Here is a 14,332-nt window from a genome sequence, read left to right as displayed (position 1 = left end):
GGCACGCAGGGCGCGGCTGGGCCCAGGAGTAACTGCGCGCGGCGTCAGGAAGCCTCGGGCGGCACGGCGTGGAGGAGCGAAGTGGTGGGGTTGAGGGGCGGGGGCCCTGCCTTCGGTTCCGAAGAGCCGGAACCGTGGCACAGATACGGCCAGCCTCATGCTTTCCCCCAAAGCTAAAGAGTATTTACTAAATAAACCTACCGCGGGCGGAGGCGGACTGCGATGGGCAGAAATGCCCATCGCAGTTACCCGCAGCGCCACCGCGAGGCTGGGGCCGGGCCGGCGCCGGCGGTGGATCAGGAGGCGGCGGTAAAGAGCTTCACGGCGTCACGCATGGACGCCCGCGCACGTTTGCGGTCGCCGGCGGCGTCGTAGGCGCAGCTGAGGCGGAACCAGGAACGCCAGTCGTTGGGGGCGGCTTCGGCTTCGGCCCGGTACTTTTCGAACTCCGCGTCTGCTGCGGCCCGAACGATCCGGCCTCCGGGCGTGCGTGGGAGCTCATCGACGGGCAGCCCGCCTTCGGCTTCCAGGACTTTGGCCATCTGCTCGGTGCGGGCGCCGAACATGAGCTCCCGGATCAGGGCCCAGGCGCCCACAACGGGCAGCACCAGGTAGGCGGCGCCGATGGCCTTGGCTGTCAGGTTGCTGTCCGTCAGGAGCAGGAGCGAACGCTGGAAGGAGACCACCAGGTAGAAGACCAGCAGGAGGGTGACCGCACCCACCCAAATCTTGGTGCGGTTTTTCCGGAAGCCGGCAAGGAGACCATTCATGGCCTAAAGTCCCAGGTCCAAGTATCCATCCAGGCCCACCGTCAGGCCCGGGTGCGCCGCAACGTTGCGCACGCCCAGGAGCACGCCGGGCATGAACGAGGCGCGGTCGAAGGAATCATGGCGAAGGGTCAGCTGCTCCCCCGGACCACCCAGGAGCACCTCCTGGTGCGCCACCAGGCCGCGGAGCCGGACGCTGTGGACGCGGACGCCGTCCACCTCGCAGCCGCGGGCCCCGGCACGCTCGCTGGTGGTGGCATCCGGGCTTTGCGGAACCTGCGCCGCCGCGCGCTCGGCGGCGATCAGCTGGGCGGTGCGGACAGCGGTGCCGGACGGGGCGTCGACCTTGTCCGGGTGGTGCAGTTCGATGATCTCCACCGATTCAAAGTACTTCGATGCCTTCGCTGCGAAGGCCGAGGCCAGGACCGAGCCCAGGGCGAAGTTGGGCGCAATGAGGACACCGGTGCCCGGGTGCGCTGCCAGCAAAGACTCCAGGTCTGACAAGCGTCCCTCGTCCCAGCCGGTGGTGCCCACCACGGTGTGGATGGCGTGCTCGACGGCGAAGCGGACGTTGGCTTCGGTGCTTTCGGGAACCGTCAGGTCCACCACATACTGGGCGCCCGAGGCGGCCAGCTGCTCCAGCGAGTCACCCCGTCCCAGGGCTGCGACGAGCTTCATGTCGGGCGCGGCGTCGACGGCTTTGACGGCCTCGGCGCCCATGCGTCCGTTGGCGCCCAGGACGGCCACCAGCTTGGGAACGGAGTGTTGTTCGGTCATGCCGTTAACCCTACCGGCGGGACCTGCGCGCGCAGGAACCGGGCGGCGTGCGTTACCTCGCAGTCCCGGGGGCGCTCCGGACAGTGCCGCATCAGCTGCCTGCGCCAACCCATTCCACGGTGCCGTCAGTGAAGAATTGTTCCTTCCAGATAGGTACCTGTTCCTTGATGCGGTCCACCAGCTCGGAGCAGACCGCGAACGCCTGCCCGCGGTGGGCTGCGGACACCGCGCACACCAGGGCCGGGTCCCCAATCTCCAGCATTCCGATCCGGTGCGCCGCCCAGATCCGGACGGGCTGTCCGGGCCCGGCACCTGCTTCGGCGTTCTGCTCGGCAACCAGGCGCCCGACGACGTCTGCCATGACCTGGTGCGCTGTGGGGTGCGCACTGTAGCTGAGGCGGTTGACGGCCTTGCCGCCGTCGTGGTTGCGCACCACGCCGCTGAAGCTGACCACGGCACCGGCTGTATCGCTTTCCACAGCGGCAATCGCCTGGTCCACCGAGATGGGCTCAGCGCTCAGGACCGCGCTGACTACTTCGAATGCTTCAGTGCCCATGTCCGCCCTCCAGCTGGTCGCACAGATGCCCGATGAGCGGGTCCAGGACGCCCAGTCCGTCCATGACGCCCTTCGGGGAGCCGGGCAGGTTCACGATGAAGGTCCGCCCTGCGGCGCCGGCATACCCCCGGCTCAGGGCAGCAAGCGGGGTTTTGGCGGCTCCGGCCCGCCGGATGGCCTCCATGATTCCGGGGATTTCCCGGTCCAGCAGCGGCAGGGTGACGTCGGGAGTCCGGTCGTCGGGGCTGAGGCCGGTGCCGCCGCTGGTGATGACGACGGCGGGGTGCTGGGTCAGGAGCGCGCGGATGGCTGCGCCCGCGGGGTCGCCGTCGGGGACCACCATGGCGGGAAACACGTCAAAGCCGTGTTCGGTGAGCCAGTCGGTGATCACGGGCCCGGTTTCGTCGTCGTAGATGCCGGCGGCGGCGCGCGTGGAGGCGATGACGACGCCGGCTTTCCGTCCCTGTACGTCGCCATGCCGGTGCGGTTCGGGAACCCGAAGGGTGTTGGGGGTAGTCACAGGGCCCAGTCTCCGCTCTTGCCGCCGCTCTTCGCCAGCACCTTGATGTCCGTGAGGACGGCATGTTTGTCCACGGCCTTGATCATGTCGTAGACGCTCAGCGCAGCCACGGACGCCGCTGTCAGGGCCTCCATTTCCACTCCGGTGACGCCCCGTGTCTTGACGGTGGAGCTGATGGCGACGGCGTCCAGGCCAAGGTCGAAATCGACCGTCACCTTGGACAGCGGCAGCGGATGGCACAGCGGAATCAGGTCCGGGGTCTTCTTGGCGGCCATGATGCCTGCCACGCGCGCAACGGCCAAGGCATCCCCCTTGGGGAGGCCGCCGGTGCCCAGGAGCCGCATCACCTCCTGTGTGGTCCGGACCGTAGCGGTGGCCGTGGCCTCGCGGGTTGTTTCTGCCTTGGCGGAAACATCCACCATCTGGGCGCTGCCGTCCTGGCGCAGGTGCGTCAGCGCGGGGGTCTGTTCTGCGTTCACAGCATCCATACTTCCACCTCGTCGCCGGCGGCGAGCTCCGTTACGCCAACGGGGACGTGGACCAGGCAGTTCGATCCCGCGAGCGCGTGCATCAGGTGCGAGCCCTCGCCGCCCTCCAGCTGCACGGTCCCGTCACGCTGCAGGCTTCCCCGCCGGACCTGGTGCTTGTGCCCGGGTGACTCCAAGGGCTGGGCCAGGCGGCCGCGCAGCGGCTGCCTGGCCGCCGGCGACCCGAGCAGTCCCGACAGGGCGGGGCGGAGGAACATCTCGAAGGACACCAGGCAGCTGACCGGGTTGCCGGGAAACCCCAGGAAGGGGACGCCGTCGAACAGTCCTATCCCTTGGGGTCCGCCAGGCTGCATGGCCACGTGCAGGAACTCGGCGGGCTGGTCCGCCATGGCCTGGCGCACCACCTCATACGCGCCCTTGCTGACCCCGCCCGTGGTCACGATCAGGTCCACGTCATGGCCGGCGGTCCGCAGCAGGGCCTGGAGTTCGGCGGGGTTGTCGGTGGAGATGCCGGTGCGCCGGACGTTGAGTCCAGCCTGTTTCATGGCCGCTTCCAGGAGGGTTCCGTTGGAGTCGTAGATCTTGCCCTGCGGCAGTGGTTGTCCCGGTTGGACTACCTCGTCCCCGGTGGTGACGAGCAGGACAGTCACTGCCCGGTACACCTCCACCTCAGCCATACCGAGGGCTGCGAGAAGTCCCAGCTGCGCCGGTCCCAGGCACGTCCTGGCGGCCATGGCCCGCTCCCCCGCCGCAATGTCGCTGCCGGCGGTACGCACGTAGGTCCCCGGAACGGTTGCGGGCAGCTTCACCAGCCCATCGCTGCCCTCCGTGCGGAAGTGGTCAGGCACCGCCTTTTCGATGGGGACGACGGCGTCCGCCCCCGCCGGGATCATGGCACCGGTCATGATGGGCGCCGCGGTCCCGGGCCGCAGCGGCTGCGGGCTGGACCCGGCGGGAACCGGGGGCATGATGCGCAGGTCAGCTCCGCCATCGGAGATGTCCACTGACCGGACTGCGTACCCGTCCATTTGGGAGTTGTCGAATGGGGGAAGGCTGATGGGCGCCAGTAAGCCGTGCACCAGTGCCCGGCCGAGCGCACCGGTCAAGGGGAGGACTTCAGCGCGGGACTCTGCCGCCAGCCGGGCCAGGAGGTCCGTGACCGCCGCCAGATGCTCAGCAACGGAGCGGGCGTGGTCGGCCGGGCCTGCTTTGCCGTGGGGGTGGCTGGTCATGGGTACGCCTTTGGTCGCGGCCGTCAGGATTTCACGTCCACTCTAACGGTGTGGAATCCCGTGGCTCCGTCCGGCGCGGGAGGCCGCTCAGTTTCATCCTGGGCCACACCGCTGAGATCGGTGGCGCGGACCTGGACCTCATACTGCCCCGGGACCAGGCTGACCGCCAGCTTCCACTGGTACCAGGTGTCTATGGAGATGCCCGGGGCCAGCTCGGCTTCCCGCCACGGCCCCCGGTTTACCCGCAGTTCCACCTTTTGGATGCCGGTGTGCTGGGCCCAGGCAACGCCCGCCAGGAGTACGGTTCCGGCACTGACCGGACGCCCGCTGCGGGGTACGTCGATGCGCGACGACGTCTTGATGGGACCGCGCGCCGACCAGCCCCGCGGCGTCCAGTACCCGGCGTCGTCGGCGAACCTGGTGACCTTGAGTTCAGTAACCCACTTGGTGGCCGACACATACCCGTAGAGGCCCGGGACCACCAGGCGTACCGGGAATCCGTGCTCCAGCGGCAGCGGTTCACCGTTCATGCCGACGGCAAGGAGCGCGTCCCTGCCGTCGTCGGTTAGGGCCTCCAGTGGCGTTCCGGCAGTCCAGCCGTCGGCACTGCGGGAGAGGACCATGTCGGCCCCCTGGTGCGGAACAGCCAGGGCCAGCAGTTCGCGGACCGGCCAACCGAGCCAGCGGGCGTTTCCAATCAGGTCCCCGCCCACCCCGTTGGAAACACAGGCAATGGTCATGTGGCGTTCCACCAGGGGCTTCCCCAGGAGGTCGGCGAAGGAGAGCTGGACTTCCCGGGCCACCATTCCGGTGACTTTCAGGACCCAGGTCTCCGGGTTGACCGTGGGAACAGCCAGGGCAGTGTCGATCCGGTAGAACCCAGGGTTGGGGGTGACCAGCGGCGGCGTCCCGGGTACGCCCGCCTCTGCGTCCGCCGGAATGGGCGGTGCCGCGGACGCAGGGGGCGGCAGGGTGATCCGTGCCCTGGCTTCGGTGGCGGCGATGGCGGCTCCGCGCCAGAATCCCGCCAGCACTCCCCCCAGCGCTGAGGCGGCTGAGGTGGCGGCGAGAGCCTGGAGGAAGCCGCGGCGGGAACCGGCGGTTCCTCCGGGCCCTGCCTTCCCCGGGGCGGAGCCTTCCCACGACTGCAGCCGCCGGACCAGGAACCGCAACAGCACGACGGCGGCTGCCGCGGCCAGGACCGGCAGCATGGGGGCCAAGGGGGTCGCCTGGGCCCGTGTGAGGACCGCAGCCAGTCCCGCCAGCCCGAAAATCCCCATCACGAAGGCACCGGCCCACCGGCGGCGGAGCTCCAGGACCCCGGCCAGGGCCGCCAGAGCGGCAATGGCCAGCCCCATGCCCGCCAGGAGCGCGGCCTTGTCCGCAGTGCCGAAGAGGGTGATGGCCCAGTCCTTGACTCCGGGCGGGACGGCATCGATGACAGCGCCGCCCACAGCGGTCAGGGGCGAAAGGGAGGGGCTGGCAAAACCCGCCAGCAGCTCCCCCGCCGCGAGGCCGCCGGCGGCCGCTGCGATCCCGGCGGCCGCACCCCACCGTGCCCCGGGCCGCGGGACTGACTGGTGCGGGACTGCCTGGTGTTGGACGGGACTTTCCGCACGCTCCCCGGGGCCGGCGCCGTCGTCGACCGCCCCGTGCTGTTGCGGGGAACTCTTCACAACTTCCAGCATAGGTTCGGCGGCGGTCCCCGGCGCAGGTTCCGTCCGGTGGTTCTGCGCCGGTCACGGGTGTGATGCGCAGCGCAACGTGGCGTAGCCTGAAATCATGAGTGTCCAGCTAGGAATGCCGCAGCCGCGCGAGGAAGCAGCCCTTGCGCTGCCAGGCGTTCCGGCGCGCCGCCCCGCTGACGCGCCGGCCGGGCTGGCGGACCGGTATGGCCGCCGCGCCACGGACATGAGGCTGTCACTAACGGACAAGTGCAATCTCCGCTGCACCTACTGCATGCCCGCGGACGGCCTGGAATGGCTCGCCAAGCAGGCAGTGATGTCCGCAGCGGAAATCGTGCGGATCGTGAAAGTCGGCGTGGAGCAGCTGGGGGTCCGGGAACTGCGGCTCACCGGCGGTGAGCCGCTGGTCAGGCATGACCTGGTGGACATCATCGCCGCCCTGCGGGCCAACCACCCGGACCTGCCGATCTCCATGACCACCAACGGGGTGGGCCTGGCCAGGAAGGCTGCCGTGCTGAAGGATGCAGGGCTGACCCGCATCAATGTGTCGCTGGACTCACTGCATGAGGAGACGTTCACCAAACTGACCCGGCGCCCGTTCCTCGGCCAGGTCCTGGCCGGAGTGGACGCCGCCTGGGCCGCCGGCCTGGGTCCGGTCAAACTGAATGCTGTCCTGATGCGGGGCATTAACGACGCCGAGTCGCCCCAGCTGCTGGCCTGGGCGCTGGAGCGCGGGTACGAACTGCGGTTCATTGAACAGATGCCGCTCGACGCCGATCACGGCTGGACCCGCCGCAATATGATCACCGCCGCCGAAATCCGCGCCCTGCTGTCCCGGGACTACGTCCTCACCCCCGATCCCCGGGCGCGTGACGGCGCTCCTGCGGAGCGGTTTGAGGTACGACGGCGGCGGGAAGGTCCGGCGGACGGCGCCGGCAGTCCCCTCCTTGGGACGGTGGGGATCATCGCCTCCGTCACCGAACCGTTCTGCGCTGACTGCAGGCGGACCAGGATCACTGCCGAAGGCAAGATCATGAGCTGCCTGTTTTCCCGGGAGGAGTTCGACCTGCTGGGCCTGCTGCGCACTGGTGCCGGCGACGACGAGCTGGCTCAGCGGTGGCAGGATGCCATGTGGATCAAACCAAAGGCCCACGGCATGGACCACGTGGGACTCGACGCTCCGGACTTCGTCCAGCCGGACCGCAGCATGAGCGCCATCGGGGGCTGACACGGATGCTTGTACGTTATTTTGCTGCCGCGCGCGCTGCCGCCGGCTCCGAGGAAGAAATATTCCAGCTGCCGGAGGGCGCCACCGTGGCGGACCTGCTGGCAGCCGTGACCGCCGTCGAGCGTTCCGCGCCTCCGGCGGGCACGCCGCCGCTTCCCCGCATACTGGCCCGGAGCAGCTTCCTGCTCAATGAGGTGGCCGTGCGGGACCGCGCCACCGTCCTTGCCCCTGACGACGTCGTGGACGTGCTGCCGCCCTTCGCCGGGGGCTGAAGCGGCCGGGGCGTGGCCCGGCCGTCGCTCAGTGTCCGGCCAGGGCCGCCCGGACGCTCTCCGCAACCGCTGCCGCTCCCGCCTGGCCCATGATGATGGTGTAGTGGTTCACGTCCGGCACCTGCCTGACCCGAAGGTTGGGCAGCTTTGCGGCCCATGACTCCACGTAGCCGGGGGCGTAGAGGGCCGCCGGCTCATTCAGCAGGCCCCGCGGCGCCCGGAGGACCTCGGTGTCTACGGCAAGGTCCGCCAGGGCCTTCAGCAGTGACGCGCCGCGGTGGAGGTCCGCCGTGTCCTCCGCCATTGCCTCGTAGCGGGTGGCGGGCCGGAGTTCGGGTTCTTCACCGGTGAGGTCGTAGTCCACGTAGGCGTCCACCAGTGGGCCCCAGCCGGAGCTGAAGGCGGGGTGCTGCCGCCAGAAGGATCGGTAGACCTCGCGGTTCGGGAAGGTGGCATTCAGGCGTTCAGCCGCCGGGCCCAGGACCGATGAGATGATCTCCTCGTCACTCAATCCCGCCGGGACCTGAAGCGGCAGGCCCCCGTCCACCAGCACTAGCGAGCGGACGAGTTCCGGGAAGAGATCCGCAAGGACCAGCGACGCGAAGCCTCCCATGGAGTGTCCCACCACGACGACCGGCCCCGGCGCCAGTTCCCCAAGGACGGCTGCCAGGTCCTGCGCATGGGAAGTCATCCCGTAGGGTGCGGGGAGCTGGTTGCTTTGGCCGCGTCCGCGCAGGTCGGGCGCGATGATCCGGACGTCGGGCAGGGCGGCGGCGAGGTAGGCCCATGACTTGTGCGAGGCGGTGACACCGTGCACGGCAAGGATGGCTGGAGCGGCAGGATCATCCGGCCCCCAGATGGCGGTATGCAGTGTTCCGCCGCGCACCGCAACGTCCGCCGTGCGGTAAGTTTCCTGGCTGGTTGTCCGGGTCATGGCAACGTCCCTTCCTGGGGTGGGGTGGAGCTGGGGCGGGTGTCAGGGGCGAGGCCCCGTTCGATGAACTGCATCATTTCTTCAAACACTTCTTCGGGCACCTCGGGCCTGGCTCCCTCGACCGGCGGTGCGCCTTCCTCGTCCCACAGGACCCAGCGCATGCCGATCAGTTCGCCGATTCCCATGAGGGCCCAGGCCGCGACGGTGGGGTCCATGTCCCTGACTTCGCCGCCTGCCTGCGCCGATTTCAAACCCTCGATGTAGCCGTTGACGATCCGGGTGTAGTGCAGCCGCAAAGCGCCCGGGGAGACGAACTCGGCCTGCCTGATGATCCGGTACAGGGCGGGGTGCTGGGCGGTGAACCGGAAGAACGCCCGGAACCCTGCCCGTTCCGCCTCCATCCGGTTGGCGGCGTTCCTGGCCGCGTCCGTCATGGCATGCCGGACCCTGCGGTTGAGGTCCTCCACCACTTCGTCGAAGATGGCCTGCTTGCCGTCGAAGTACAGGTAGAACGTGCCCAGCCCTACGCCGGCGGCCTCGGTGATTTTCACGATGGAGGCCTCGTGGTAGCCCACCGAGGCGAAGACCGCTTCGGCTGCCTCAAGCAGCTTGGCCCGGGTCCGGTTCCCCCTGGCGGTGCGCGGCGCCGTACTCATGCCCGGTTTCCCGCCGCGGGTTCAAGCCCCGGTGCGGGACGCCCGGCCAGCTCTTGGCGCAGCTTGGCGCGCAGCACCTTGTTCAGGGCTGTCCGCGGCAGGGCGGCGACCATCTCGATCCGGGCAGGGACCTTGAAGCGGGCCAACTGGGAGCTGCAGTGTTCCAGCAGTTCCTGTTCGTCCGTGGCCATTCCCGGACGGACCACCACGAAGGCGAGGCCGGTTTCACCCCAGCGGGCATCCTCCACGCCGACGACTGCGGCCTGTTCCACCGCAGGGTGGCCCAGCAGGACAGCCTCGACTTCGGACGGTGCCACGTTCTCCCCGCCCGAAATGTAGATGTCCTTGAGCCGGTCCACCACCCTGATGTAGCCCTCGGCGTCGCGTTCCACGAGGTCTCCGGTGTGCAGCCAGCCGCCGGCCAGGACGGCCGCCGTGGCGGCAGGATCGCGGAAATAGCCCGCAAACACGCCCGGACCACCGACCAGCAGCTCGCCGGCAGCAGCGCCCTCCAGGAGCTCCCCGGTGGCCGGGTCCGCCACGGCGACGGAGACGTGGGGGTAGGGTTTGCCCGAATAGCCCACCATCCGTTCGGCATCCTCATTTGCCAGGCACAGCACGTTGGGGGACGCCTCGGTGAGACCGTAGCCCTGGCTCAGGGCCACTCCCCTGCGGTGCCAGATCCGCAGGAGCGGCGCCGGCATGGGCGCCCCACCCACCACGGCGTGCCGCAGGCTGCCCAGTTCGGCGGAGGCAAAATCAGGATGCTCCGCGAGCATCAGGTACTGGGTAGGCACCCCCATCAGCATGGTGACGCGGCGTTCGGGGATCAGCTGCAGGACCCGCCCGGGATCGAAACCGCGTTCCAGCACCACGGTGGCGCCGACCCACCAGGCCAGCAGCGGCTGGATGTTCCAGCCACCCACGTGGAATTGCGGCAGTACGGCCAGCACCACGTCGCTGCTGCCCATGTCCAGGGTGCGCGAGAGGGACAGGTTGTTCCAGAAACAGTTGGCGTGTGTCAGGACTGCTGCTTTGCCTGCCCCCTCGGTGCCGGAGGTGAACACCATCAGCAGGGCGTCGTCGTCGTGCACGTCCTGCCGCCCGGTGGTTTCCGGCGCCGGCGACACCCGCGTGGGCGGCGGGACGGATTTTTCCACCCCGCCCGGTCCCAGCGACGCGGCACGGGGCCTATGCGCGAGCAGGGCGCATGCCGCCGCGCCCAGCGCCGCAAGGTCGTCTTCAACAAGCAGCAGTTGGGGCTCGGCCACCTCGAGTTGCAGGGCAAGTTCCCTGGGTGCGAGCCGCCAGGACAGCGGGACCAGGACCAGTCCTGCCTTGGCGCAGGCGAAGAAAGCCACCACGTGGTCAGAGCTGTTGCCGGTCAGGGTCGCTATGCGGTCACCGATCCGGTAACCGGCCGAGCGCAGGCCGGCAGCGAGGTTGGCCGCGCGGCGCTCCAGCTCGCTGTAGGCCAGGGTGCAGCCGCGGTCGTCGATGGCGATCCGGTTGGGGGTGGCAGCGCTGCGGTCCGTGGTCCAGCGGCCCAGGGTGTGGAGCCCGTCGGAGGTGGGCAAAGTTGGGTTGGTCATGCAGCGTCCTCCAGGATGTCGCGCGGGGTTTCGGTACCGGCGCGCGTCTGCGCGCCGCGGCGCCGCCGTGCCAGCCGTCCGGCGGTTCCCGCCAGGCCTCCGGGCAGGAAGAGCACCACGAGGATGAAGAGCGTGCCGAGAATGAACAACGGTTCTGACAACGGTACCCGCAGGATGTCCGGCAGGGACTTGATGCCTTCCGAGTTGGCCAGCGCGGTGAGGCGCTGGTCCAGGATCGTGTAGAACACCCCGCCCACCACCGCGCCCCAGCGCGAGCCCACCCCGCCAAGGACCACCATGACCAGCAGCGTGATGGTCAGGTCCGACGAGACTGCCCGGGGTATGGCACCGCTCTGGAGGAGCAGGAAGACCATCCCGATCACGCAGACCAGGACCGCGGAGACGACAAAGACCAGCAGCTTGACCAGATACGGCTGGAGGCCAAGGACGCGGACGCGCAGCTCGTTCTCCCGGACGGCGGCTGCTGCGTGGCCGGCCCGGGACGACTGCACCCAGGTAACCACCGCGAACACGCCCACCAGCACGGCAAGCGCCAGCCAATACAGGTTGCGGGTGTTGGCCACGCCCACCAGGAAGTCCGGGAGGTTGTCGGTGCGCAGCGTCAGTCCCTCGTCACCGCCGGTGCGGCCGTCTGGATTGCGCCCCACAATGACCGAGCCGGCCTGGGCGAAGGCGAGGGTCACCATGGCGAAGGGGATGCCGCTGACGCGCAGGCTGATGCTCCCCACGACGTGGGCCAGCACGATGACGACCAGCAGGGTGAGCCCCATGGCGGGCAGGAGCGGGATGTCGAGGTTCTGGAGGATGATTGCCAGGCCGTACACCCCGGCGCCGAAATAGAGCGCATGCCCGAAGGAGAGCAGTCCGGCAACGCCGAGGAGCAGGTGGTAGGTCAGGGCCGCCGCGGCCATCAGCATGCACATGGCCAGCAGCTGCAGGGATCCGGGCGTGTAGCTGGGGCCGGGCAGTATGCCCGGCAGCGGGATGTCCAGGAGCGGCAGCAGGATCAGCAGCAGAACCCCCGCCAGGCCCCCGGCCCAGGCTGCAACGCGGCGGCCCCCGGGTACGGGGCGCCGGGCATCAGGGCCGCCGCCGGAGGCAGCTGCGCCGCGGCCGCGCCGGCGCTTGCCTGGCTGGAGCGCGGTGCCGCCTCCGGTCGCCGGCCTGCCGGTGCTGTTGGTGTCGGTATCGGTGGTCATGCGGTTCTCCCAAGCAGGCCGGTGGGACGGAAGAGCAGCACGAGCGCCAGCGCCAGCACGACGACGAAGTCACCGGTGCCGCCCAGGTAGAAGTTGGCGAACTGCTGCACGACGGCGACGACGACGGCGGCGATGGCCGCTCCGGTCAACGATCCCAGGCCGCCGATCACCGTGACGATGAAGGCGAAGATCAGCAGCGAACCGCCGAGCATCGGTGAGACGTAGCCGAAATAGTGCGAGGCGAGAACCCCGCCCAGCCCCGCGGCCGCCCCGCCGATGGTGAAGACCAGGGTGAAGGCTTTGCGGACGTCGATGCCGAGTGCGGTGACCATGGACCGGTTTTCGACGCCGGCGCGGATGATCATGCCGTACCTGGTCTTCTTCAGGAAGAACACCAGGGCCAGCAGCACCAAAGCCGCCGCCACGATGCAGACGAACCGGTCGTTGGGAATCCGGGCACCAAGGATGTCCGTGGTGTCCTTGAACCAGGCCGGCCCCTGGATGTAAACGGGGTCCGTTCCCCAGATGCCGTCGAAGAGGGCCACTGCGGCAAGCGACAGGCCCACGGTGACCAGGACCTGCTCGATATGCCGCTGGTACAGCCGGCGGATCAGGACGAACTCGGTGAAGGCGGCGAAGACTGCCCCGGCGGCGGCACCGATTCCGAGGGACAGCAGGAACGTTCCCCAGTTGTCGGAGCCGGCCCGGCGGGCAATCTCCCAGCCGGTGAAGGCACCCAGGGTCAGGAAGGCACCGTGCGCGAAATTGAGCACGCCCATCAGGCCGTAAATCAGGGAGAGTCCGGCGGCCACGAGGAAATACAGTGCCCCAAGGCCGAGTCCGGTGAACGTCAGCAGGATGACGGTGCTCATTGCGCAGCGCCTCTCCGGACCGGGTCCCCGGGGGCTGCCGCATCGGTGGAGACACCGAGATGCCTGTGGATCAGGGCGGCGTCATCAAGGAAGTCGCGGGCGGGGCCGGTGTGGACAACCCGTCCGCCGGAGAGCACGACGGCGCCGCCGGCGAGTTGGCGGACGACGTGCAGGTTTTGCTCGACGAGCAGGATGGGGACGGTCCTGGCGGCTTCGGCGAGGGTTTCGGCCACCTCGCCCACAATCCTTGGGGCTAGGCCCTTGGTCGGTTCATCAACCAGCAGGACCTTGTTGGTATTCAGGAGGGCGCGGGCCAGGGAGACCATCTGCTGCTGGCCGCCGGACAGCGTTCCGGCCATTTGGCCGGAGCGGGCCAGCAGATCCGGGAAGAGTTCCTCCACCAGTTGCCTGCGGGGGGCGGCGTCGCGTTCGGCGAGCCGAAGGTTCTCCGCGACCGTCAGTTTGGAGAATACTTCACGGTCCTCCGGGACATATCCCACGCCGCGCTTGATGATTTTGTAGGTGGCCTCCTTGTCTATCCGCTCGCCGCCCAGTTCCACCACGCCGCTGCGGTCAATCAAGCCGATGATGGCCTTGATGGTACTGGTCTTGCCCACGCCGTTGCGGCCCAGCAGGGCGGTGATGCCTGTGGCCGGCACGGAGAAGGACACGTCCTCCACCACCTGCTGCCCGGCGATCCTGGCGCTGAGGCCCGCAACCCTGAGGATGGGTGTGGCTGCGCCGGACGCGGGGCCAGTGGCGGTATTCATACGGTTTCTCCGAGGTAGGCGCTTTGGACTGTGGGGTTGGCCATGACGGCGTCAGGGGTGTCCAGGGCCAACAGGCTGCCGTGGTGCATCACGGCAACCCGGTCCACCAGGCCCAGAACGACGTCCATGTGGTGCTCCACCATCAGGACCGTGCAGCCCCGCTCGCGGTGCATTCCCCTGATGATTGCCGTGAGGGAGGGAACATCCCCCGATGCCACTCCGGCCATCGGTTCGTCCAGCAGCACCACGGTGGGATCGGTGGCCAGGAGCACGGCGATCTCCACCTTGCGTTTGTCGCCGTGCGACAAGTCTCCCGCCGCCGTCGCCAATTTCCCGGTGAGGCCCACCTCGGCGATGGTGCCGCGGGCAATCCGGGTCGCCTGGTCTGTGTCCGAGGGAAACCGCAGGATGCTGAAGCTGCCGCCGAGTTTTGCCTGGGCCGCCAGCCTGACGTTCTCCAGCACGCTGAGCCTCGGGAAGAGATTGGAGGTCTGGAAAGTCCGTCCCAGCCCTGCCGAGGCCCGGCGGTGGATTGGTGCGGCCGTGATCTCCCTGCCGTTCAGCGTGATGCGTCCTGCCGTGGGCCGCAGGACGCCGGAAATCAGGTTGAACAGGGTGGTCTTGCCGGCCCCGTTGGGGCCGATCACGCCGATCATTTCACCGGCGCTGACGGTGAAGTCCACATCCTGCAGGATGCGTGCGCCACCGATCTGGAGACCGAGTCCGTCCACCGCCAGGGCCGGCAGGGCTGGGGTTGCCATCC

16 protein-coding genes are annotated in these 14,332 nt (G+C 68.9%); 2 read left to right on the top strand and 14 right to left on the bottom strand.

Annotation, left to right across the window (positions count from 1 at the left end; genetic code table 11):
* Nucleotides 1–296: 296 nt before the first annotated feature.
* The 7 genes from J2T23_RS11490 to J2T23_RS11460 all read right to left on the bottom strand — a co-directional run bounded on the left by J2T23_RS11490 (nt 297) and on the right by J2T23_RS11460 (nt 5,875).
* The gene (locus J2T23_RS11490; protein ID WP_141160970.1) at nt 297–770 is read right to left on the bottom strand and encodes a hypothetical protein; all 474 of its coding nucleotides are present in this window, start codon (nt 768–770) and stop codon (nt 297–299) included.
* A gap of 3 nt (nt 771–773) precedes the next feature.
* Entirely contained in the window at nt 774–1,544 is a 771-nt protein-coding gene (gene dapB / locus J2T23_RS11485) for a 4-hydroxy-tetrahydrodipicolinate reductase (protein WP_307360040.1), read from the bottom strand.
* A gap of 91 nt (nt 1,545–1,635) precedes the next feature.
* On the bottom strand, nt 1,636–2,100 hold the full coding sequence (locus J2T23_RS11480) for a molybdenum cofactor biosynthesis protein MoaE (protein WP_141160972.1): 465 nt from the start codon (nt 2,098–2,100) through the stop codon (nt 1,636–1,638).
* Nucleotides 2,090–2,620, bottom strand: coding sequence for a MogA/MoaB family molybdenum cofactor biosynthesis protein (locus J2T23_RS11475; protein WP_141181172.1), 531 nt, complete (start codon nt 2,618–2,620; stop codon nt 2,090–2,092). The genes J2T23_RS11480 and J2T23_RS11475 overlap by 11 nt, the downstream gene beginning before the upstream one ends.
* Nucleotides 2,617–3,108 (bottom strand): cyclic pyranopterin monophosphate synthase MoaC, encoded by a 492-nt coding sequence (gene moaC, locus J2T23_RS11470; protein ID WP_307360038.1) that lies wholly within the window; start codon nt 3,106–3,108, stop codon nt 2,617–2,619. Before moaC ends, J2T23_RS11475 begins: the two co-directional genes overlap by 4 nt.
* Complete coding sequence (locus tag J2T23_RS11465; RefSeq protein WP_307360035.1) at nt 3,096–4,340, bottom strand: molybdopterin molybdotransferase MoeA; 1,245 nt, start codon at nt 4,338–4,340, stop codon at nt 3,096–3,098. The genes moaC and J2T23_RS11465 overlap by 13 nt, the downstream gene beginning before the upstream one ends.
* 23 nt (nt 4,341–4,363) lie before the next feature.
* Nucleotides 4,364–5,875 carry a molybdopterin-dependent oxidoreductase gene (locus J2T23_RS11460; protein WP_307360151.1) on the bottom strand — a complete coding sequence of 504 codons (1,512 nt, stop codon included), beginning with the start codon at nt 5,873–5,875 and terminating at the stop codon, nt 4,364–4,366.
* A gap of 247 nt (nt 5,876–6,122) precedes the next feature.
* On the opposite strand from J2T23_RS11460, the gene moaA reads away from it, so the two are divergent.
* Nucleotides 6,123–7,253: a GTP 3',8-cyclase MoaA gene (moaA, locus tag J2T23_RS11455; protein ID WP_307360032.1), complete on the top strand. Its 1,131-nt coding sequence runs from the start codon at nt 6,123–6,125 to the stop codon at nt 7,251–7,253.
* A 5-nt stretch (nt 7,254–7,258) separates the two neighbouring features.
* Nucleotides 7,259–7,525, top strand: a complete 267-nt coding sequence (locus J2T23_RS11450; RefSeq protein WP_307360029.1) for a MoaD/ThiS family protein — start codon at nt 7,259–7,261, stop codon at nt 7,523–7,525.
* Between the two features lie 28 nt (nt 7,526–7,553).
* Here J2T23_RS11450 and J2T23_RS11445 read toward each other — a convergent pair whose 3' ends face one another.
* Genes J2T23_RS11445 through J2T23_RS11415 form a run of 7 tightly spaced genes read right to left on the bottom strand, consistent with a single transcriptional unit; the run spans nt 7,554 to nt 14,330 of the window.
* On the bottom strand, nt 7,554–8,459 hold the full coding sequence (locus J2T23_RS11445; protein ID WP_307360027.1) for an alpha/beta hydrolase: 906 nt from the start codon (nt 8,457–8,459) through the stop codon (nt 7,554–7,556).
* Nucleotides 8,456–9,115 carry a TetR/AcrR family transcriptional regulator gene (locus tag J2T23_RS11440; protein WP_307360025.1) on the bottom strand — a complete coding sequence of 220 codons (660 nt, stop codon included), beginning with the start codon at nt 9,113–9,115 and terminating at the stop codon, nt 8,456–8,458. Before J2T23_RS11440 ends, J2T23_RS11445 begins: the two co-directional genes overlap by 4 nt.
* Nucleotides 9,112–10,707, bottom strand: a complete 1,596-nt coding sequence (locus J2T23_RS11435) for a class I adenylate-forming enzyme family protein (protein WP_307360023.1) — start codon at nt 10,705–10,707, stop codon at nt 9,112–9,114. Before J2T23_RS11435 ends, J2T23_RS11440 begins: the two co-directional genes overlap by 4 nt.
* On the bottom strand, nt 10,704–11,927 hold the full coding sequence (locus tag J2T23_RS11430; protein ID WP_307360021.1) for a branched-chain amino acid ABC transporter permease: 1,224 nt from the start codon (nt 11,925–11,927) through the stop codon (nt 10,704–10,706). Before J2T23_RS11430 ends, J2T23_RS11435 begins: the two co-directional genes overlap by 4 nt.
* Nucleotides 11,924–12,799 (bottom strand): branched-chain amino acid ABC transporter permease, encoded by an 876-nt coding sequence (locus J2T23_RS11425; RefSeq protein ID WP_307360019.1) that lies wholly within the window; start codon nt 12,797–12,799, stop codon nt 11,924–11,926. The genes J2T23_RS11430 and J2T23_RS11425 overlap by 4 nt, the downstream gene beginning before the upstream one ends.
* On the bottom strand, nt 12,796–13,569 hold the full coding sequence (locus J2T23_RS11420) for an ABC transporter ATP-binding protein (protein ID WP_307360017.1): 774 nt from the start codon (nt 13,567–13,569) through the stop codon (nt 12,796–12,798). Before J2T23_RS11420 ends, J2T23_RS11425 begins: the two co-directional genes overlap by 4 nt.
* On the bottom strand, nt 13,566–14,330 hold the full coding sequence (locus tag J2T23_RS11415) for an ABC transporter ATP-binding protein (protein WP_307360015.1): 765 nt from the start codon (nt 14,328–14,330) through the stop codon (nt 13,566–13,568). The genes J2T23_RS11420 and J2T23_RS11415 overlap by 4 nt, the downstream gene beginning before the upstream one ends.
* Between the last annotated feature and the right edge of the window lie 2 nt (nt 14,331–14,332).

The sequence above is a fragment of the Pseudarthrobacter niigatensis genome, assembly GCF_030812615.1.
Taxonomy (GTDB): domain Bacteria; phylum Actinomycetota; class Actinomycetes; order Actinomycetales; family Micrococcaceae; genus Arthrobacter; species Arthrobacter niigatensis.
This window is presented reverse-complemented; position numbering and strand designations above follow the sequence as displayed.